This window comes from Plantactinospora sp. BC1, from assembly GCF_003030345.1.
Classification (GTDB): Bacteria; Actinomycetota; Actinomycetes; order Mycobacteriales; family Micromonosporaceae; genus Plantactinospora.
Genome location: NZ_CP028158.1, coordinates 7285969 through 7303663, shown reverse-complemented (window position 1 = coordinate 7303663; position 17695 = coordinate 7285969). Strand labels below are relative to the sequence as shown.

Annotated in this window: 17 protein-coding genes; 6 read left to right on the top strand and 11 right to left on the bottom strand. The window is 73.1% G+C overall.

Annotated elements, in window-relative coordinates; translation table 11 throughout:
* Nucleotides 1–24: 24 nt before the first annotated feature.
* The 5 genes from C6361_RS32060 to C6361_RS32040 all read right to left on the bottom strand — a co-directional run bounded on the left by C6361_RS32060 (nt 25) and on the right by C6361_RS32040 (nt 4555).
* Entirely contained in the window at nt 25–1485 is a 1461-nt protein-coding gene (locus C6361_RS32060; protein ID WP_369931463.1) for a CpaF family protein, read from the bottom strand.
* 97 nt (nt 1486–1582) lie between these two features.
* Nucleotides 1583–2386 carry a hypothetical protein gene (locus tag C6361_RS32055; protein ID WP_107270030.1) on the bottom strand — a complete coding sequence of 268 codons (804 nt, stop codon included), beginning with the start codon at nt 2384–2386 and terminating at the stop codon, nt 1583–1585.
* Nucleotides 2387–2388: 2 nt separating this feature from the next.
* Nucleotides 2389–3048, bottom strand: a complete 660-nt coding sequence (locus C6361_RS32050; protein ID WP_107270029.1) for an SAF domain-containing protein — start codon at nt 3046–3048, stop codon at nt 2389–2391.
* Nucleotides 3045–4001 carry a hypothetical protein gene (locus C6361_RS32045; RefSeq protein ID WP_107270028.1) on the bottom strand — a complete coding sequence of 319 codons (957 nt, stop codon included), beginning with the start codon at nt 3999–4001 and terminating at the stop codon, nt 3045–3047. Before C6361_RS32045 ends, C6361_RS32050 begins: the two co-directional genes overlap by 4 nt.
* A complete protein-coding gene (locus tag C6361_RS32040; protein WP_107270027.1) occupies nt 3995–4555 on the bottom strand; it encodes a hypothetical protein in 561 nt (186 codons plus the stop codon). The genes C6361_RS32045 and C6361_RS32040 overlap by 7 nt, the downstream gene beginning before the upstream one ends.
* A gap of 647 nt (nt 4556–5202) precedes the next feature.
* Here C6361_RS32040 and C6361_RS32035 point away from each other — a divergent pair.
* Nucleotides 5203–5979 carry an A24 family peptidase gene (locus C6361_RS32035; RefSeq protein ID WP_107271310.1) on the top strand — a complete coding sequence of 259 codons (777 nt, stop codon included), beginning with the start codon at nt 5203–5205 and terminating at the stop codon, nt 5977–5979.
* A gap of 410 nt (nt 5980–6389) precedes the next feature.
* Nucleotides 6390–7595, top strand: a complete 1206-nt coding sequence (locus C6361_RS32030; protein ID WP_107270026.1) for an LPXTG cell wall anchor domain-containing protein — start codon at nt 6390–6392, stop codon at nt 7593–7595.
* An 82-nt stretch (nt 7596–7677) separates the two neighbouring features.
* On the opposite strand, the gene C6361_RS32025 is transcribed toward C6361_RS32030, so the two are convergent.
* The 5 genes from C6361_RS32025 to C6361_RS32005 form a co-directional block, all read right to left on the bottom strand.
* Nucleotides 7678–8250, bottom strand: a complete 573-nt coding sequence (locus tag C6361_RS32025) for a CGNR zinc finger domain-containing protein (RefSeq protein WP_107270025.1) — start codon at nt 8248–8250, stop codon at nt 7678–7680.
* Nucleotides 8234–10159: a sigma-70 family RNA polymerase sigma factor gene (locus C6361_RS32020; RefSeq protein WP_107270024.1), complete on the bottom strand. Its 1926-nt coding sequence runs from the start codon at nt 10157–10159 to the stop codon at nt 8234–8236. The genes C6361_RS32025 and C6361_RS32020 overlap by 17 nt, the downstream gene beginning before the upstream one ends.
* On the bottom strand, nt 10140–10994 hold the full coding sequence (locus C6361_RS32015) for a hypothetical protein (protein WP_107270023.1): 855 nt from the start codon (nt 10992–10994) through the stop codon (nt 10140–10142). The genes C6361_RS32020 and C6361_RS32015 overlap by 20 nt, the downstream gene beginning before the upstream one ends.
* Before the next feature lie 6 nt (nt 10995–11000).
* Entirely contained in the window at nt 11001–11306 is a 306-nt protein-coding gene (locus tag C6361_RS32010; RefSeq protein ID WP_107262700.1) for a CU044_2847 family protein, read from the bottom strand.
* Between the two features lie 113 nt (nt 11307–11419).
* Nucleotides 11420–13624, bottom strand: coding sequence for an ATP-dependent RecD-like DNA helicase (locus C6361_RS32005; RefSeq protein WP_234359686.1), 2205 nt, complete (start codon nt 13622–13624; stop codon nt 11420–11422).
* A 268-nt stretch (nt 13625–13892) separates the two neighbouring features.
* Between C6361_RS32005 and C6361_RS32000 the strand changes: the two genes are divergently transcribed.
* The 3 genes from C6361_RS32000 (at nt 13893) to C6361_RS31990 (ending at nt 15744) form a co-directional block, all read left to right on the top strand.
* On the top strand, nt 13893–14195 hold the full coding sequence (locus C6361_RS32000) for a hypothetical protein (protein WP_107262702.1): 303 nt from the start codon (nt 13893–13895) through the stop codon (nt 14193–14195).
* 71 nt (nt 14196–14266) lie between these two features.
* Complete coding sequence (locus C6361_RS31995) at nt 14267–15142, top strand: ABC transporter ATP-binding protein (RefSeq protein WP_107264434.1); 876 nt, start codon at nt 14267–14269, stop codon at nt 15140–15142.
* A complete protein-coding gene (locus C6361_RS31990; protein ID WP_107270021.1) occupies nt 15142–15744 on the top strand; it encodes a hypothetical protein in 603 nt (200 codons plus the stop codon). Before C6361_RS31995 ends, C6361_RS31990 begins: the two co-directional genes overlap by 1 nt.
* A gap of 15 nt (nt 15745–15759) precedes the next feature.
* Here the strand turns inward: C6361_RS31990 and C6361_RS37315 are convergent, their stop codons facing one another.
* Complete coding sequence (locus tag C6361_RS37315; protein WP_159079589.1) at nt 15760–15924, bottom strand: hypothetical protein; 165 nt, start codon at nt 15922–15924, stop codon at nt 15760–15762.
* A 419-nt stretch (nt 15925–16343) separates the two neighbouring features.
* On the opposite strand from C6361_RS37315, the gene C6361_RS31975 reads away from it, so the two are divergent.
* Nucleotides 16344–17663: a hypothetical protein gene (locus C6361_RS31975; protein WP_159079588.1), complete on the top strand. Its 1320-nt coding sequence runs from the start codon at nt 16344–16346 to the stop codon at nt 17661–17663.
* The last annotated feature ends 32 nt before the right edge of the window (nt 17664–17695 follow it).

Genomic DNA, 17695 nt, shown 5'->3' with positions numbered 1-17695 from the left:
CCTCGCCGGGGCGGACCCGACGCCTCATGCCGGCCGCCCGAGTCGACTGTGCCGGGGCCGCCGCCACGCGCCGGTACCCGCCTCGATGTAGCGGGTCAGCAGCCGGGCGTCGTACCCGACCCGGAGCAACTGGTCGCGGACCCGTTCCGGCAGGTGGCGGGGGACCGCCCGGCCGTCCGGCCCCGGCCCGAAGACGGTGGTCGTGGTGATCCGGTTGCCCTCGCCGACCCCGACCACCTCCTCGACGTGCGAGACGAAGCGGTGCTTGCGACCGCCGATCGCGGTCTCGTCCTCGATGGTCACGTAGACGATCAGGTCGAGCGCGTTGCCGGCCATCCGCCTGGCCTGCTCGACGGTCATCTCCCGGCCGTGCGACAGCGCCAGCTCGATGATCCGCTCGCTGACCCCGGCCGGGGTACGGGCGTGGATGGTGCACATCGAACCCCGGCTGGTGGTCATCGCCTGGAGCATCGGCACGATCTCCCGGGACCGGACCTCGCCGACGATGATCCGGAGTACGCCCATCCGCAGCGCCACCGGGATCAGGTCGGCGATGGTCACCTCACCCGCCGGCCGCCCGTCCGGCCCCCGGTCGCCGTGCCCCTCCCGGGACTCGAAGCTCATCACCGCCCGGTGCTTGCGGCCCCGCCGGGCGGGCAGCAGCTCGCGGCTCTCCTCCAGCAGCACGTACGGCTCGTCGGCCGGGATCTCGTCCATCATGGCCCGGATCACCGTGGTCTTGCCCGCCCCGGCCAGCCCGGCGACCATGATGTTCAGCCCGGCCCGCATCGCCGCCCGGAGGAAGTCCCGGACCAGCACGTCGAGCATCTCGTCCAGGTCGGCCCGGCCGCCGGAGATGTCGTCGAGGGTCACCTCGATGGTGTTGTGCTTGCGGATCACCGCGTACGGGCGGTGGCTGACCAGGAAGACCGCCGCCAGCCGGCTGCCGTCCGGCAGTTGCAGGTCCAGGGTCGGCTTCGAGGTGGAGAGGGACCGCTCGGTGGCGCCGGCCCGGCGTGCCGCCGCCTGGAGGATCTCCACCATCTCCTCGTCGCTGTCGGCGATCGGCTCGGCCCAGTCGACGCCACCGCCGCGCCGGGTGATCCGCACCGAGTCGCAGCCGAGGATGTGCACCTCCTCGATCGAGTTGTCGACCAGCAGGGTCTGCAACCGGCCCAGCCCGACGAGTTCCGCGTTGACCTGGTCGAGCAGCATCCGCTCCTCGGCCGCCGACATCGGGGTACCGGCCCGGCGGGTGGAGTCGGCGTACTCGGCGACCACCGCCACGGCGAGCCGGGCCCGTTCGACGTCCTCCTCGGCGGTGCTGAACTCCCGGCCGCGCTGCCACAGGGTCAACCGCTCGCTCAACTCGCGCCGGAGTTCCCGGACCACCGCGAAGTCGACCCGGGGCTTGGGCGGGGTGGGTGGTGTCACCGGCTGCGGCACCGCCGCGTACGGCGGCGTCGGGCCGCCGCCGCTCGGCAGCGGTACGGGCCGGTGCCCGTTGTGCGGGACGACCTGCCAGACCGGGGCGGTCGCCGCGGCGTCCGGGTCCCGGGGACGCGGGTCGGAGTAGACCGGCTCAAATCGCACCGGGCACCCCCTCGATCGCGGCCGGCCAGCCGAGCCGGGCCCGGCGCCGGTCGAGCACCGCCCGGACCGGCACCTCCAGGGCGCTGGCCGCGCGCATCAGCGGCCGGTTGGCCCGTACCGTCCCGCCGTGGCTGAGCACCTCGGCGGTACGCGGGTCGTCCGGCAACTGCCCGATGACCGGGATCCGGAGCGCCTTGCCCACCTCGCTGCGGCCGTGCTCGCCACCGATCAGCAGCAGTCGCAGCGTGTCGGCCGGTACCCGGTGTTCGGCGAAGTCCCGCTCGATGGCCCGGATCGTCGCCTGGGTGCTGGACAGGTGCGGCAGCCGGGCGGCGGTGACGACCAGTACGAGGTCGGCGGCCCGGAGCAGCGGCCACGGTGGCCCGACCACCTGGAGCCGTCCACAGTCGACCAGCACGTCGTACGCCGGGCGGCCCTGGGCCAGCCCGGTGAAGAAGTCGGCGAACCGCTGCCAGAGCGGTACGACGCTGCCGGCCTGTGCCGGGTCGACCACCCCGGGCAGCAGCAGCCGTTCCCGTCGGGGCGCGTCGAGGTCGACGAGCTGCGACCAGAACGCCTCTTCGAGGTTGCCGTCCCGCAACTCGCCGACGGCCAGCTCGCCGATGCCCCGGGGCCCGGGCAGCGCCCCGCCGAGATAGCCGGCCAGCACCGATCCGCCGGACGGGTCGCACTCGGCGAGCACCACCCGGTGGTGCCAGGTGAGCGTGCAGGCGAGGGCGGTCGTGGTGACCCCGGGCGATCCCTTTGCCGAGACGAGGGCGACGATGGCCACGGTCAGGCTGCCGCGTTCAGCACGACGGCGATCCGGTCGCTGGTGGCCAGTGCCACCACCGCCGGTACGTCCTTGGCCGCGAGCGCGAGGTAGAGGACCACCGAGTTGCTGGCCGGGGTCGCCATGTCGATGACGGTGGCCTGGAACCGGGTCGCCGGTGCGGCGGCGGCCCGCGCGTCGTCACCGGCGGTACTGAACAGCAGCACCTTGTCGCCGGGGCGGAGCCGCTTCGCCGGTACCTCGCTGGGGCGCAGCCCGACCGAGACCTGCTGCTGGCCGGGGCCGAGCAGCGGCTTGTCGGTGAGCTGCGCCATCGTCAGCAGGGTGCCCGGGGTCAGCGTCACGGTGGCCCGCTTGCCGACCACCTCGGCGATCCGGTCGGCGGCCACCGGTTCGAGGCCCTGACCGCCGGCCACCTGCACCGTCACCAGGTCGTCGGCGCTGAGCGCGGTGCCGACCGGTACGGCCCGGGCGACCGCGAGATAGCTGCCGGTGGCCCGTACGGAGGTGATCGCGAACGCGGAGCCGAGCCCGCCGAGCGCGATCAGCAGTACGGCGAGGCCGAGCAGCCCGGGTCGCATCCGGCGCTGCCGGACGATCCGGGGCGGGGTGATCGGCGCGTCGATCGGGACCCCTGTGGTCGGACTGGTCGCCACGGTCACCTCGTCACCACCTGGAGTTCGTCGATCCGGATCGAGGTCGTGTCGGAGCGTTCGGCGGTGAGCGCGTCCTCGTCACCCTCACCGGTGCTGCTGCCCCACGGCACTCGCCAGTGCTTGACGGCGGTGATCTCGTACCGCCCGCCCGGCTCGGTGCCGCTCGATCGCGGATAGCCGGGGTACGCGCAGGCCGCCGGGGGTGGCTGGCGCGGGTCGTGGGTGCCGGCCTTGAACGGGATGCCGGCCGAGCCGCACTCCACCGTCTCGCCGTTGCCCATCCGCCAGACGATCTTCGTCGGGATCGCCTCGATCCAGACCGTCACGCCGCCCTCGGTCGCGGTCTGCCGCTCGTCCTCCCAGCTCGACGCGTCGTGCAGCCAGACCGGCACACCGACCAGGCCGGGCGCGTCGCTCGGCGCGGTCCGGATCTCCGGCGGCTCCAGGGTCAGGCTGGCGAAGAGGTTCAGCGCCATCTGCTCGGGGTCCGGTGGCGCGAACCCGGTCGGCGGGTCGGTCAACTCCACCACCTGGGAACTGCCCGCCGCGCTGCACGTCCTCAGGTAGGCGGTCTTTCCTGCCTCGACGTTCGGCGGCTGCGGCTCGGCCCGCTTGTAGTAGCAGTCGTCGACGCTGTTGAACCAGCCGAGCACGTCGTCGTAGCAGGGCACCTCGGTACCGTCGTCCTTCTCGCAGACCCGGTCGCCGCCGCCGGAGCCGCCGCCGTCACCGGAGCCCGAACCGTCGCCGCCGCCGTCGCCCGGCTCACCCGGCAGGTTCTGCCAGACGTCGCAGTTGTCCTGCCCGGGCGGGCACTCCGCGACCGGGTCGGCCCCGGCCGGACCGGCGGGCACCGCCAGCGCGGCGGCCAGGGCGAGCAGGGCCACGGCACCGGTCGCCAGCGACCGCCGGGCCGGCACGCCGAAGAGGCCCCTCGCCGGCCCGCGCCGGGTCAGCACGGCTGGTCCTGGTGCGCCGCGCCGACGTTGATCAGCCAGCGGCCGTCGGGATAGCGGGTGGCGGTCGCGGTGGCGAGATGTCGGCCGCTGGCCGAACCGGGTACCACCTTCCGGTCCTTCTTGTAGACCAGCCGGTAGCCGGTGGCGTCGATGCAGTCCTGGATCGAGACGGTGGCCGGGTCGGAGTCGAGGTCGACCGCGGTGACCGACGGATTGGAGACGAGCTTTCCGGTACGCATCGCGCCGTGCTCCTTCGCGTCGCGAATGGTGAGCCTGACCCGGGTCAGTAGTGGATCGGCGAGATATTTCCGCAGTTGCGGATCAAGTGGATCGCCGGACCGTTCCGCTTTCCGCACGGCGGCCAGATAACCCGCATAGGCGGCCAGGGCGGATTTCTCCGCCTCGGCGGCCCGGGCGTCGGCACTGGCGGCCGGCTCGGCGTCGCCGCCGGGTGGGGCCGCGCCGCCCGGCCGGTTGCCGCAGCCGGTGCCGCCGACGAGCAGCGCCACCGTGAGCAGGGTGCTCCAGAGGTACGCCGGTTGCCGGGTTCGCAACGGTGCCTCCTCCTGCTCCGCCGCTGACCGCCCACCTGAGCAGGGTTGACCGGTCGCTCCCGCCGGTGGCGTCGGTCGGGACGTGGGCACGGCCGCTCCGCCCCGGAGGCCCTGGACCGGGCCCGGCGCCGCTGCATCCACATTCGGGTGAGTCGATCTAGATTCTCGGTGTGGTATTGCCAGTCGATCTTTTTGTCGCCTGTTGGCCGACGGTTGTGCGCCGTCCAGAGGGCGAGCATAGGCTGACCGCCGACGATACAACAGGGGCTATTTGAGAGAATACGTACGGTTACGATCTCTGTTGTCGATCGACATCGCGGTCATATGATGTCGGTCGATGGCGCTTATTTGATCAATAGCTGTTGGACGGTGCAGAACCGCCGCCCCTTCCGCTCCGATTGTGCCGGCTCCGGGGAGCGAAATGCCATGGATGACGATGATCTGACAGCTTCCGTACCGGTGCTTGCCGCACAGTCGGCCGGGGTTCGGTGGTTCTCGTCGCGGCGCCGCCCCGTCGCCGTCCGGTCGGTGGGCGTCGGCTCGGCGGGCCGGCGGAGATCCGGAAACAGCGATCATGAAGTTACTCTGCGTGTTCTGGGTTGCCCCGGATCCGGGCGTACCGGGCCGCCGCCGAACGGGAGGTCGAGATGCGGAACACCGCGACACCGCGTACCCCGGTGCAGCCGGCCGGAGCGGCGGCGCGCCGGCCGGTCCGGTGGCTCGCGCTGCTCACCGTCGCCCCGGTACTGCGCTGGCTCGTCGCCGCCGAGTCGGTCCCGTACGGCCACCCGCGCCGCTCAGGTTGTGACCACTGTGGCGTCCCGATCGGCCCCGCCGGGTCACTGCGCGCGCTCGCCCCGTCGGCCCGCTGCCCCGGCTGCGGCGGCCGGATCGGCGCCCCGCCGCTGGCCGTCGAGTTCGCCCTGCTTCTCGCCGTGGCGGCGGTGGTCGTGGCCGGACGGTCGCCGGTCGAGTCGATCGCGTTCGGCTGGTGGGCCGCGTGTGCCGTGCCGCTGCTCTTCGTCGACCTGGCCGTACACCGGCTGCCGGACCGGCTCAGCTATGCCGCCGCCGTCGGCACCCTGGCCCTGCTCGGCCTGGCCGCCCTGCTGGCCGGCGACCCCACGGCCTGGTGCCGGGCCGTACTGGCCGGACTCGGCGCGGCCCTCTTCCTCGCCGGCACCACCCTGCTGCTCGGCCGCCGGGGCTTCGGGCTCGGCGACGCCAAGCTGGCGCTGAGCGCGGTCGCCGTACTCGGCTGGCTCGGCTGGCCGGCGGTGCTGCTCGGCACGCTGCTGACCTTCGGCTCCTCGGCGCTGTGCGGGCTGGCCCTGCTGGCCACCCGCCGGATCGGCTGGGGCGGCCACCTGCCGTTCGGCCCGTTCCTCGTCCTCGGCACGCTGGGCACCCTGGCACTGAGCTGACCCGCGCGACCCCGCCGCCCCACCCGGCCACCCGGCACCGCCGCCGACCCGTGCGGCGGGACGGCAGCGCCGCCGAGCCGTGCGCCTGGACGACGGCGACGCCGAGCCGTGCGGCGGGACAGCAGCGCCGCCGAGCCGTGCGGCCGGGCGGCGCGGGCCGGTCTCCGGCCGACGAGGGCAGCCGCCGTCCGGAGCGTCTCCTCCGGACGGTGGAGCGGTCGGCCGGCTGGCCGGTCGAGGTTTCTGGCCGATCACTCGACGGGCCGCCCGGCACGCCGCCGCAAATGCGCCGCAATCCGGCGCCGCTCCGGGTGCCCCGGGTGAGCAGAAGATCACCGGGACGGCCCGTTCCCCCTGGTGACCGGTACCGTACGTCGGTCATCCGATCGACTCTGCAATTCGGGGGAACCATGAAGCTGCGTACCCGGCGCCTGCTGGCCCGGGCCGGCGCGGGCGGCCTGGCGTTGTTCACCAGCGGCGCGATGATCGCCATCGGCGGCGCCGCCCACGCGGACGCCGGTGCCGACCTGGAGCTGACCGTCTCGTCCGACTCCGTCGCGGTCGGCGAACCGCTGGCCGCGCACCGGGCGGTGGCGTTGAACAAGGGCCCGGGCGACGCCGCGGGCTGGCAGTTCGAGTACGACCTGAGTGGGCTCGACGACAGCGTGGTGACGCTCGGCGACCGCCTGCACCTCGGCTGCGAGCTGACCGGCGAGAAGATCCGCTGCTCCACCATGGGCCTCGCCCCGGGGCACAGCCTCGCCCAGCCCACCCCGTTCACCCTGACGAAGGTGCCCGGCAAGCACGGCAGGGCGGGCTCCTACACGGTCACCGCGGTTTCGGAGACCGACCCGGACCAGACGAACAACTCGGCGAAGGTCGAGGTCGAGGTGCCGGCGATCGGGGTGGACCTGGCGGTCTACGCCGACGACGTCCACCAGGTCACCGAGGAGGGCGAGTTCACCGACCGGCCCGTGCCGCCGGGTGGCCGTACCCTGACCTTCGGGGTGGTCGCCAACTTCGGTGACACCATCGCCAAGGGCGTCAGGGTGCGGGTCGCCCTGCCGCAGTACCTGACCTTCGACGAGGTCGAGCCGGGCTGCGAGTACTCGGCCGGCAACCGGACGGTCACCTGCGACTACGACCAGATCACCCTGGTCCCCGCCGACCGGGACACCGACGACTCCGACGACGTCATCTCCGCCGTCGGAATCGTCTTCCCGGTGAAGGTCGCCGAGGACGCTCCCGGCCCGGTCGTCGCCCGGGGCGGCGAGATGTTCAGCAGCGCCCTCGCCGTCGAGGACGGGGTCGATTCGGCCTCGGTGGCCCGGAGCCGGAGCACCGGACTGCCGGAGGGCGCCAAGGGGATGTCGGCGAAGCAGGTCGACGACGCCGACCCGGCCGACAACACCGACACCTTCCGGGCGCACATCGGGGCGCCGTCGGGTGACGGTACCGGCGGTGGCGGTGGCGGCCTTCCGGTGACCGGTGTCCAGGCCGGCCTGGTCGGCGGCGTCGGAGCCGGCGTCGTACTGCTCGGCGGGGCGCTGTTCCTGCTCGCCCGGCGCCGCCGGGTCGTACTGGTCACCCCGGGCGACGAGAAGCCGGCCGCCTGACCGGTCGCGGATCTCCGGACGGGGCGGCGCGGCCGTCCCGTCCGGAAACGCCGACCGGGTGCGGCGGGCCGGGCCGGCGAGGTCAGCCGGCCGACGGGCCCACCGAACGGGCGGCCCGGTAGACGCGCATCTTCGCCCGGCTGCCGCAGACGCTCATCGTGCACCACCGACCGCGTCCGGCCGGGCTGTGGTCGTAGTAGACCCACTGGCACCGGTGTGCCGCACATGCCTTCAGCCGGGGCCAGGTGCCGGCGGTGGCGGCGTTCAGGATCGCCGCCGCCACCTCGGCGATCAACGCCGCCGACCCGCCGAGCCCGGTCGCCGGCACCGCCCGGGCCGCCCCGGTGGCGTCGATGGTGAGCAGCAGCGGGGACGTGGCGAGGGTGTAGCGCAGCGCGGCGGCGGAGGCGCTCGGCACCTCGTTGCCGGTGTGCCCCCGGCAGGCGTCCCGTAACGCCTCCCGGAACCGTCGGGTCTCCGTCACGTCGGAGTCGGTGAAGCTGAGTCCGGTCGCGCCGTGCGCGGCGGCGAAGGCGGTGAGTTCGGCGATCGTGCGCAGCCGGTCCCGGCCCGCCTCGATGTCGACGGTGTTCAACAGGTCCTGCACCAGCGCTAGCGGTCCGGGTGCGGGGGCACGGTCACCGGGCTGCCTCATGGCGCCACCGTACGCACCCGGCGCCAGATACGGAAACGTCTGTCGATGTCTTTCTCCGCCTCGGGCGGAGTCCGCCCTCCTCAGCGCCCCGCCCGGACCCGGCCCGCCCCGGCACGACGATCCGGGATCCGCTCCGGGCGGCACCGCCGGACGTACCCGGTGCGGCGCCGCTGTCGTCGGCACCGGCCATCGTGACGGCCGCTCCACCGACGATCGCCAGCAGCATGCTCCGGAGCCGGGCGTCGGCGTCCGGCGGCAGGAGTGCCGGCGGACAGCCGGTCGGGTGCTGCCGGCAGGGGCTCGTGGGGGCAGGGCAGCTGGCGGGCGAGGTCGGGATGGCCCGGAGCTGGAGCCCGAGCACGATCAGCCGGTCGGCACTGTGCACGACGCCCGGGCCGGCGGCGGGGGCGCTGTCCTCGCCGTCGCCCCGGAAGAGGTCGGGTGGGCTGGGGCGGAGCAGCCTGCGCAGCAGGTACCGGCCCTGGTGCACCCGGCGCCGCGTCAGGTCCGACCAGGGCGGCGGCGGCCCGGGCGGCAGCAGCCGGGTCAGTGCCCGGACCCCCCGGTGCTGTACCGCCCGGATCCGGCTCTCGGCCTGCCCCATCGCCCGGGCGGTCTCCGCCAGCGAGAACGCTTGGAGGAAGCGGAGGACGAGGCAGTCCCGCTGTTCCGGGTCGAGGTGCCGGAGTGCGGCCAGCAGCGGGCCGTTCACCAGCTCGGCGGCGCCGTCCCGGAGCGGGTGGTCCGGGTCGTCGACCGGTGACCGGTCACCCGGACGGTGGTCGGCCAGTACCTCCCGGGCGGTGTCGATCAGCCAGGCGCCCAGCTCACGGTCGGGGCCAGCGAACGTGTCGATCCGGTGCAGCACGCGGCGTACGGCGGTCGAGGTCAGTTCGGCGGCGAGTCGCCGGTCACCGACCCGGTAGTAGACGAACCGGAAGACGCTGTCCAGATAGCGCTCCACCACCCAGTGGTACGCCTCCGGCACGCCCAGCCTGCCCCGATCCGGCGGGGTGCCGGGTGGCGCGTCCGGGACGACCGCGTCCGGCGGGCCGGCGGCGGTCGGGTGGCCGGCGGCGGTCGGTGCGGTCGCGTCGGCCGGGGTGGCGGGGTTCGCCGCGCGCAGGTCGGCGTACCGCTCCTCGGCGGTGGCGAGTTCCTCGCCCAGCCGTACCGCCTCCGGGTGGCCGGCCGGCAGCCGGGCGGTCAGGTGCTGACCGGCCAGCTCCATCACCTCGATCGCCGACTCCACGAGGTCGAGCCGTCGGCGCCGCATCGCCAGCGCGAACTGGGTCTCGGCGAGGTCCCGCAACTCCTGCGCGGTACCCGGCGGATCGGTGGCGGACCGTTCGATCGCCTGCATGGCGCTGGTTTCCGCGCTGGCCAGCAGGTCGGCCGGCCACTCCGCCGGGCGGTCGGTGGCGATCGCGGCGGTCAGCGCGGCGGTCGCGTGCCGGGCGGCCCGACCGGACTCGCCGGTCTCCAGGCAGAGGACGGCGAGGTTGGCGTGGAGTTTCGCGCTGGTCACCGAGAGCCGGTCGGTGGTGCGCAGGGCCAGGTCGAGCAGGATCGCCGCCCGGTCCCGGTCGCCCCGGGCCGCGGCGAGGATCGCCCGGACGTTCTCGGTGGCCAGCCAGGCGTCGCTGCCCCGGGTGGTCCGCCAGGCCGCCCAGTCGAGCAGCCGTCCGGCCTCGGCGTGCAGGCCGAGCCGGGTGAGCAGCATCGCGAGCCGGTGCACGGCGCCCGGGTTCCGCTTCGTGTCGAAGGCGGCCAGCGAACTCAGCGCCGGCCGCAGCGGGTCGAACCCGGCCCGGCACCGGCCCGGCCGCCGCAACGCCGCCTCGGCCTCCGCGATGGCCCGGGGCAGCAGCTCGTCGAGTACGAGGTCGTCAGGTGCGGATCTGGTCACGGCTGCTCCTGGCGATCCAGTACCGGAGGGTCCGGTCCAGCACCTTGTGCAGAAAACGGCGGGCCTTGCGGCGCCCCAGCAGGCCCCGACTGATCATGCGGTCGAGCTGGTCACCCATCACGTTGAGTTCCCGGAGTTCCTCGGTCAGCCCGACCGGTTCGGCGTCGTACGCCCGTTGCAGTGCCCGGGTGTTCTCCTGGGCGATCCGGCGGGCGTCGGCGAGGACGTCGAGTTCGGCGAGGGCGTACTCGGCCTGCACCGCGATCAGTACGTTGGTGGCGTCGCCGGAGTGGTTCCACTTCGGTGCCTGCTCGACGAGCATGCCGAGTACGGCCGGTGGGCCGGGCTCGTCGGAGGGGCGTCGTACCCGCTCGACCGGACCGCCGCTGTAGCCCCGGTAGTCGCCGAGTTCCTGCTCGACCTTGAGTTCGAGCGCCGCGATCTCGCCGCCGCCGGTGCACCGGTGTCGCAGGTCGGCGTTGAGCACCGACCCCGTCAGCCGGTGCGGGCTGGCCTCCGGCCGGGCCGGTGCCACCCAGCCGTCGTTGTCGGCCGCCCTGGCCAGCACCGGCCGGACGACGGCCCGGGGCAGCGTGCCGGTGACGCAGATCAGGCCGAGGTCGTCGCGTCGGGCGATCCGCACCACCCGCCCGTCGACCGTTCCGCTGCCGGCCACGGTCATCGTCACCGGTTCGTCCTGGGCGAGCCGGGCGAGGCAGTGCCCTGCGGTGATCACCCAGTGGCTGCTGACCAGGAACCCGACGGTGTACCCGGGTGTCGCGTCGGGCTTGTCGCGCGGACGGATCCTGACCAGGTAGGAGTTCCGGGACGGCACGACGGCTCAGGCACGTTCGATGGTGAGGGTGACCTCGAACGAGACCTCGGCCGACGCCCGGGTGACGACGACGCCGCCGCTGGTGGCGAGGCTCAGCCCGAAGGTCGAGGTCACGGTCGAGACCCGGAATCCGGTGTCGTCGGGTTCGGTCTGCACCGACTCGCGCAGCATCCGGGAGATGTCCCGGACGGCGGTGCCGATGTCGTCGGCGCGTTCCTGTAGCAGGGTGGTGAGCCGCCGACTCGGGCCGATCTGGCGGGGATCGGTGCCGTCGGTCGGGAAGATCTCGACTCTGACCGGTGTGTGCGACATGTTGTTCCGTCCGGTGACAGGGGGACACTCGGGCCGGCGCGGCGGGCGTACGCCGGACGGCAAGAGTCCTAACGAGACATCGCCGCGTTATCGGTCGAGAACGGACCCGTGATTCACGTCACAGCAAGGTCGAGCCCGCCGAGCCGGTGGGTGAGTGCGGTGTGCCGGCGGCCGGTGCCGGCGGTACGGACCGCGATCGCCAGCGCCTTGCGCGAGCCGGCCAGTACCACCAGCTTCCGGGCCCGGGTCACCGCCGTGTAGAGCAGGTTCCGCTGCAACAACGTGTAGGAACTCATCGTCACCGGGATCACCACCGCCGGGTACTCGCTGCCCTGGGACCGGTGCACCGTGATGGCGTACGCGTGTTGCAGCTCGTCGAGTTCGTCGAAGTCGTACCCGATCTCCTCGGCCTCGTCGGTGCGGACGGTGAGTTTCCGGTCCTCGACCGACAGTTCGGTGACCACCCCGACGGTGCCGTTGAAGACCCCGGCGGCGCCCTTGTCGTAGTTGTTCCTGATCTGGATGACCTTGTCGCCGACCCGGAAGACCCGGGCGCCGTGCCGACGCTCCGGCTGCCCCTCCCGATAGGGCGAGATCGCCTGTTGCAGCGCGGTGTTCAGGCTGCCGGCGCCGGCCGGGCCCCGGTGCATCGGGGTGAGCACCTGGATGTCCCGGGGCTTCAGGCCGAACTTGCGGGGCACCCGGCGGGCGACGATGTCCACCACCAGGTCGGCGGTGGCCTCCGGCTCGTCCACCGGAAAGAGGAAGAAGTCGGGATATTCGCCGAGCAGCGGGGACTGGCCGGCGTTGATCCGGTGCGCGTTCACCACCACCCCGGACTGCTGCGCCTGCCGGAAGATTTTCGTCAGCCGGACCCGGGGGATCGACCCGGCGCCGAGCACGTCCCGGAGCACCTCGCCGGCCCCGACCGAGGGGAGTTGGTCGACGTCGCCGACCAGCAGCAGGTGCGCGCCGGGTGCGACCGCCCTGACCAGCTTGTTCGCCAGGAGCAGGTCGAGCATCGACGCCTCGTCCACCACCACCAGGTCGGCGTCGATCGGGTTGTCCCGGTCGTGCGTCGGGTCGCCGCCGGGGCGCAGTTGCAGCAGCCGGTGCACGGTCGCGGCCGGATGCCCGGTAAGTTCGGTCATCCGCTTCGCGGCCCGGCCGGTCGGCGCGGCCAGCACGATCTTCGCCCCCTTGGCGGCGGCGAGTGTGATCACCGAGGAGACGGTGAACGACTTGCCGCAGCCGGGTCCGCCGGTCAGCACCGCGACCTTCGAGGTCAGGGCGAGCCGGACCGCGGCCTCCTGCTCGGGGGCCAGTTCGGCACCCGTCCGGGTACGCAGCCAGGCCAGCGCCTTCGCCCAGTCCACGGTCGCGAAGGCCGGCATCCGGTCGTCACGGTGATGCAGCAGCCGGAGCAGGCTCGCCGCGAGCGCCGACTCGGCCCGGTGGAACGGCACCAGGTAGACCGCCGGAATGGTGCCGCCCTCGGCGCTCGGGTTCGGCACCGCCTCCCGGACCACGCCCTCGTCGGCGGCGAGGTCGGCCAGGCAGTCCCGGACCAGTTCGACGGGGACCCCGAGGATCTCGGCGGCGTCCGCGACCAGGTTCGGCTCGGGCAGGTAGCAGTGCCCGGCGTCGGCGGCCTCGGAGAGGGTGTACTGGATGCCGGCCCGGACCCGCTGCGGGCTGTCGTGCGGGATGCCGACCGCTTGGGCGATGGTGTCGGCGGTCTTGAAGCCGATCCCCCAGACGTCGGCGGCCAACCGGTACGGCTCGTTGCGGACGACCGAGATGGAGCCGTCGCCGTACTTCTTGTAGATGCGTACGGCCAGCGAGGTGGAGACGCCGACGCCCTGGAGGAAGACCATCACCTCCTTGATGGACTGTTGCTCGACCCAGGCGGCGGCGATGAGTTTCGTCCGCTTCGGGCCGAGCCCGGGGACCTCGACCAGCCGCCCGACCTCCTCCTCGATCACCCGCAGGGTGTCGACGCCGAAATGCCCGACGATCCGTTCGGCCATCTTCGGCCCGATCCCCTTGATCAGCCCCGAGCCGAGGTACCGCTCGATGCCCTGGACCGTCGCCGGCAGCACCGTCGTGTACGACTGCACCTCGAACTGCCGCCCGTACTTCGGGTGCGTGCCCCAGCGCCCGACCAGCCGTACGCTCTCGCCGGGCTGCAACCCGAGCAGCGAGCCGACCACGGTCAGCAGGTCGGGGCCGCTGCGTTCGGTGGCGAACCGGGCGATGGTGTAGCCGGTCTCCTCGTTGGCGTAGGTGATCCGCTCCAGTACCGCCTCCAGCACCACCCCGGCCGGCCGCTCGGTGGGGCCGTCCCCGGCGGTCGACGCCGGCCGTACGGCGGTCGGTGCCTGCTGTCCGGTCACCGGAGCATCATGGCGCACACCCCCGTCACCCCGTGCCCGACAGTCACCCTCAGCCCGCTAAACCCGCTGGGCGCGCTAGGCCCGTTCGGCCCGTTCGGCCCGTGGGGCCCCGTTCGGCTCGCTGGCCCCGCCGGTCGCCACTCCGGTCGATCGGGGTCCCGGCCGGGGTGAGCGGGCTTAGCGTGAGGCCATGGACGACGGGGAGCGGGCGCTGGTGATCGACGGCGAACTGCACGACCTGCTGGTCATGCTCGCCAACAGCCGCAACGAGACGGTCGGCGAAACGGCCACCCGGCTGATCGAGGCGGAGTTCGACCGGATCAACCCGGGAATGCTGGACGACATCCGCCGTCCCGGTGCGGCGATCAAGCGCCTCTACGCGGCGACCGGTCGGCCGGTTCCGCCGGCCTTCCAGCAGATGGTCGAGCGCGAGTTCGGCGGTGCCGCCGGGGTGCGCGAACTCGACGACACCGGCGAACTCCAGCGCATGTAGCGGCCCGCCGGGTCGGGAGGCGGGCGCGGGCCGCCCCCGCTGCGCCGCCCGGTCGGGTAAGAATGGCCGCGATGATCGAGGCCATCGAACTGACGAAGCAGTACCGGCGGGTCCGGGCCGTGGACGGGGTGACGTTCACCGCCGTGCCGGGCCGGGTGACCGGATTCCTCGGGCTGAACGGCTCGGGCAAGACCACGACGCTGCGGATGCTGCTCGGGCTGAGCCGGCCGACCTCCGGCCGGGCGCTGATCAACAAGCGGCGGTTCCGGGATCTGGCGCAGCCGCTGCGGCAGGTCGGTGCCGTCCTCGAACAGGGCATCAGCCACCCCGGCCAGACCGGCCGGGCGCACCTGGTGGCCCAGGCGATCCTGGCCGGCGCCGGCCGGTCCCGGGTCGACCACCTGGTCGAGTACGTCGGCCTCGCGCACGCCGCCGACCAGCGCACCGGCGACTACTCGCTCGGCATGCGGCAGCGGCTCGCGGTGGCGACCGCGCTGCTCGGCGACCCGCCGGTGCTGATCCTGGACGAGCCGGCGAACGGTCTCGACCCGGAGGGGATCGCCTGGCTGCGGGAGCTGCTGCGCGAGCGTGCCCGGGCGGGCGGCACCGTCCTGATCTCCAGCCACCTGCTGGCCGAGCTGGCCCAGCTCATCGACGACGTGGTGATCATCGCCAAGGGCCGGGTCAGGCGGGCGGCCCCGCTCGCCGAGCTGTACGGCGGCACCACCCGCCGGCTGCGGATCCGGGGCCGTGACCCGCGTCGGCTCTGGCAGGCGTTCGAGCGGGCCGGCGGCCGGGTCAGCTCGGACGGGTACGTGCTGGAGGTGCTGGGCCTCTCGCCGGAGGAGGCGGGCGAGATCGCCTTCCAGGCGCGGGTACCGATCTACGAGCTGACCAGCGACGCCCCGAACCTCGAACAGATCTTCCTCAACCTGGCGGCGGCCTGATGATCACACTGGTCCGCAGCGAGCTGTACCGGGTGGCGACGATCCGGTCGAGCTGGATCTCGATCGCCGTGTTCAGCGTGCTGGGCGCGCTCTTCGGCGCGGTGAACGTCGACGCCTGGGCGCTGCTGGCCGGGATGGGCGCGTTCGGCCTCGCCGTACTCGGCGTGACCCAGCACTACCAACACCGTACGGCCGTGCTGCTGCATCTGGCCCGACCGGGTCGGCTGCCGACCCTGCTGGGGCAGATCGTGGCGGGCGTGATCGTGGCGGTCGGGTTCGCCGCCGTCAGCGGGGTGACCGTGCTAGCCAAGGGCGACCTGACGCAGTACCGGAACACCCTGGTCCTGGCGCCGGTGATGGCGGTCTTCGGCGCCGCCAACGCGGCGGTGGTACGCCGACCCACCTGGCTGTTCCTCGGGTACGCCGGCTGGTTCGTCTTCGTCGAGGGCCTGCTCGGCCGGCTCTCCGCGCCGCTGCCGTTCTCGGCCTTCCTGGGTGCCGGCGGTGGTGACCGGACCAGCCTGCTGATCGCCGTCGGCTGGACGGTGCTGGCCCTGCTCGGCGCGGTGATCGCCGTCCGCCGGGACCTGACCGGCGACTGACCGCCTCGGCCGTCGTCAGGTGTTCTCGTCAACGACGTCCTGGTCGTCGTCATCGTGCTCCGGCGGCAGCAAGAACGGAGCGGGCCGGTACTCGTTTACCGGGGCGCCGGCTGGACGTTCCGCGATCTGGCGCAGCCGCTGCGGCAGGTCGGTGCCGTCCTCGAACAGGGCATCAGCCACCCCGGCCAGATGGCGGCACGGCACCGACCGGGCTGGCCGGAGGCTGCGGGCGGATCGATACGCGGCGTATCGCCGATCTATCGAGTGCAACTCCAGGATCAGGGATTGTCTCGGCGACTTCCGTGCCGGGCAGGATCCGGGGGGAAGCAATGAACGACCACTGGCCGGTGCCTGGCGAGGGACACTCCAAGCCGGATGGAGCGCCGCCGGGGCATCGGCCGCCCGCCGCCGGCTATCCGCCACCAGCACCGGGCTACCCGCCACCGGCAGCGGGTTATCCGAGTCCGCCGTCGGCACCGGGCAACCCGCCACCGGCGGTGGGCTATCCGGGGCTGCCGCCGGCATATCAAGCGCCGCCTGGGCAGGTACCGCCTGGGCAGGTACCGCCCGGGCGGATGGCGCCGCCGGGGGCGGGACCGGTGGGCGGAGTGCCGCCGCAGGGTGGCGGGCGGCGGTCGTACAAGCTCTGGCTGGCGGTGGGTGCCGCTGTCCTGGTCGTACTGCTGGTGGGTGCGGCGGCGGTGGTCGTCGGCAGGGGTGGCGACGCCCCGGTGGTCGCGGACCAGCCGTCCGCTTCGGCGTCACCGGAGGGCTCGGTGCATCCGGCGGACCGGTTGGAGGAGATGCTCAAGGCGCAGGGGGAGGCGCTGCTCCGTGGTGACGAGCAGGGCTGGCTGGCCCCGATCGACCCGGGCAACCGGAAGCTCTACGAGCACTATCGCAGCCAGTTCACGGTGCTGCGGGCGCTGAAGGTCTCAGCCTGGCAGGTCAGGATGGGCATCCCGCCGATAGTGGTGCTCGGCAGGGAGACCGAGGCGCGGATGATGGTCGCCTACTGTTTCGGCACCCCCAGGTGCCCGGAGTTCAAGCAGTTGTACGGCGAGGCTGCGCAGTTCACCCAGGACCTGAGGGTCCGGTGGGGCGAGGACGGCACGATTCTGGTCACCGGGTCGAAGGCGGCCGAGCGGGACCGGTTCGAGGCGCGCCCGCTGCCCTGGGAGAGCGAGCGGCTGACCGTACGGGAGGGGCGGCGGGTGATCGTGGCCGCCCCCGCCGGCCAACTGAGCCGGCTCGGTGAGGTGGTCGCCGCCGCCGACCGGGCCGCCCCGATCGTCGACCGCTACGCCAGGCTCGCCGGGCGTGAGCCGCCCACCCACTACATCGTCTTCCTGGCCGGCGAGACGGAGTGGAACGCCTGGCGGGGTGGCAAGAAGGGCAAGTGGGTCAGCGGATACGCCTATCGGGTGGGCCTGATGACCAGCAACGTGGTGATCCGGATGAGCCGGGTCGACCGGGACTACATGGAGACGATCCTGCGACACGAGTTCGGGCACGTGGTCACGGCGACCGGCTCCGACCCCTACGGCACGTCGGTGTTCGACAAGTGGCTGGTGGAGGGGATCGCGGAGTACATCGGTCGGTCGGGCGAGCCGGCGTCCCGTACGCCACGGATGGGCGCCATCCGACAGTACGTGCGTCAGAAGGGCTGGCCGCGGACGATCAAGTTGCCGTCGCTGGACGTGGAGGCGGAGGACGTGGAGGTGGACGCCTTCTACGGCCTGAACTATCTGACCATGAGCTGCCTGGCCAAGCGGCACGGAGAGCCGAAGCTGTTCCGCTGGTGGATCGACGTGGTCCACGGCGAGGTCGACGACGACCAGGCGACCCGCAAGCACTTCGGCGAGAGCTGGACGGCGATGGAACGCGCCTGCCTCTCCTACATCCGCCGCACCGTCTGAGGAACGGGGAGATTGTGCCCGACCAGGACCGA

Excerpts from the sequence above, each read along its gene's own strand:
- C6361_RS32035 (WP_107271310.1), top strand. The coding sequence starts at position 5,203 with ATGCGGAACACCGCGACACCGCGTACCCCGGTGCAGCCGGCCGGAGCG.
- C6361_RS32030 (WP_107270026.1), top strand. The coding sequence starts at position 6,390 with ATGAAGCTGCGTACCCGGCGCCTGCTGGCCCGGGCCGGCGCGGGCGGC.
- C6361_RS32025 (WP_107270025.1), bottom strand. The coding sequence starts at position 8,250 with ATGAGGCAGCCCGGTGACCGTGCCCCCGCACCCGGACCGCTAGCGCTG.
- C6361_RS32010 (WP_107262700.1), bottom strand. The coding sequence starts at position 11,306 with ATGTCGCACACACCGGTCAGAGTCGAGATCTTCCCGACCGACGGCACC.
- C6361_RS32000 (WP_107262702.1), top strand. The coding sequence starts at position 13,893 with ATGGACGACGGGGAGCGGGCGCTGGTGATCGACGGCGAACTGCACGAC.
- C6361_RS31995 (WP_107264434.1), top strand. The coding sequence starts at position 14,267 with ATGATCGAGGCCATCGAACTGACGAAGCAGTACCGGCGGGTCCGGGCC.
- C6361_RS31990 (WP_107270021.1), top strand. The coding sequence starts at position 15,142 with ATGATCACACTGGTCCGCAGCGAGCTGTACCGGGTGGCGACGATCCGG.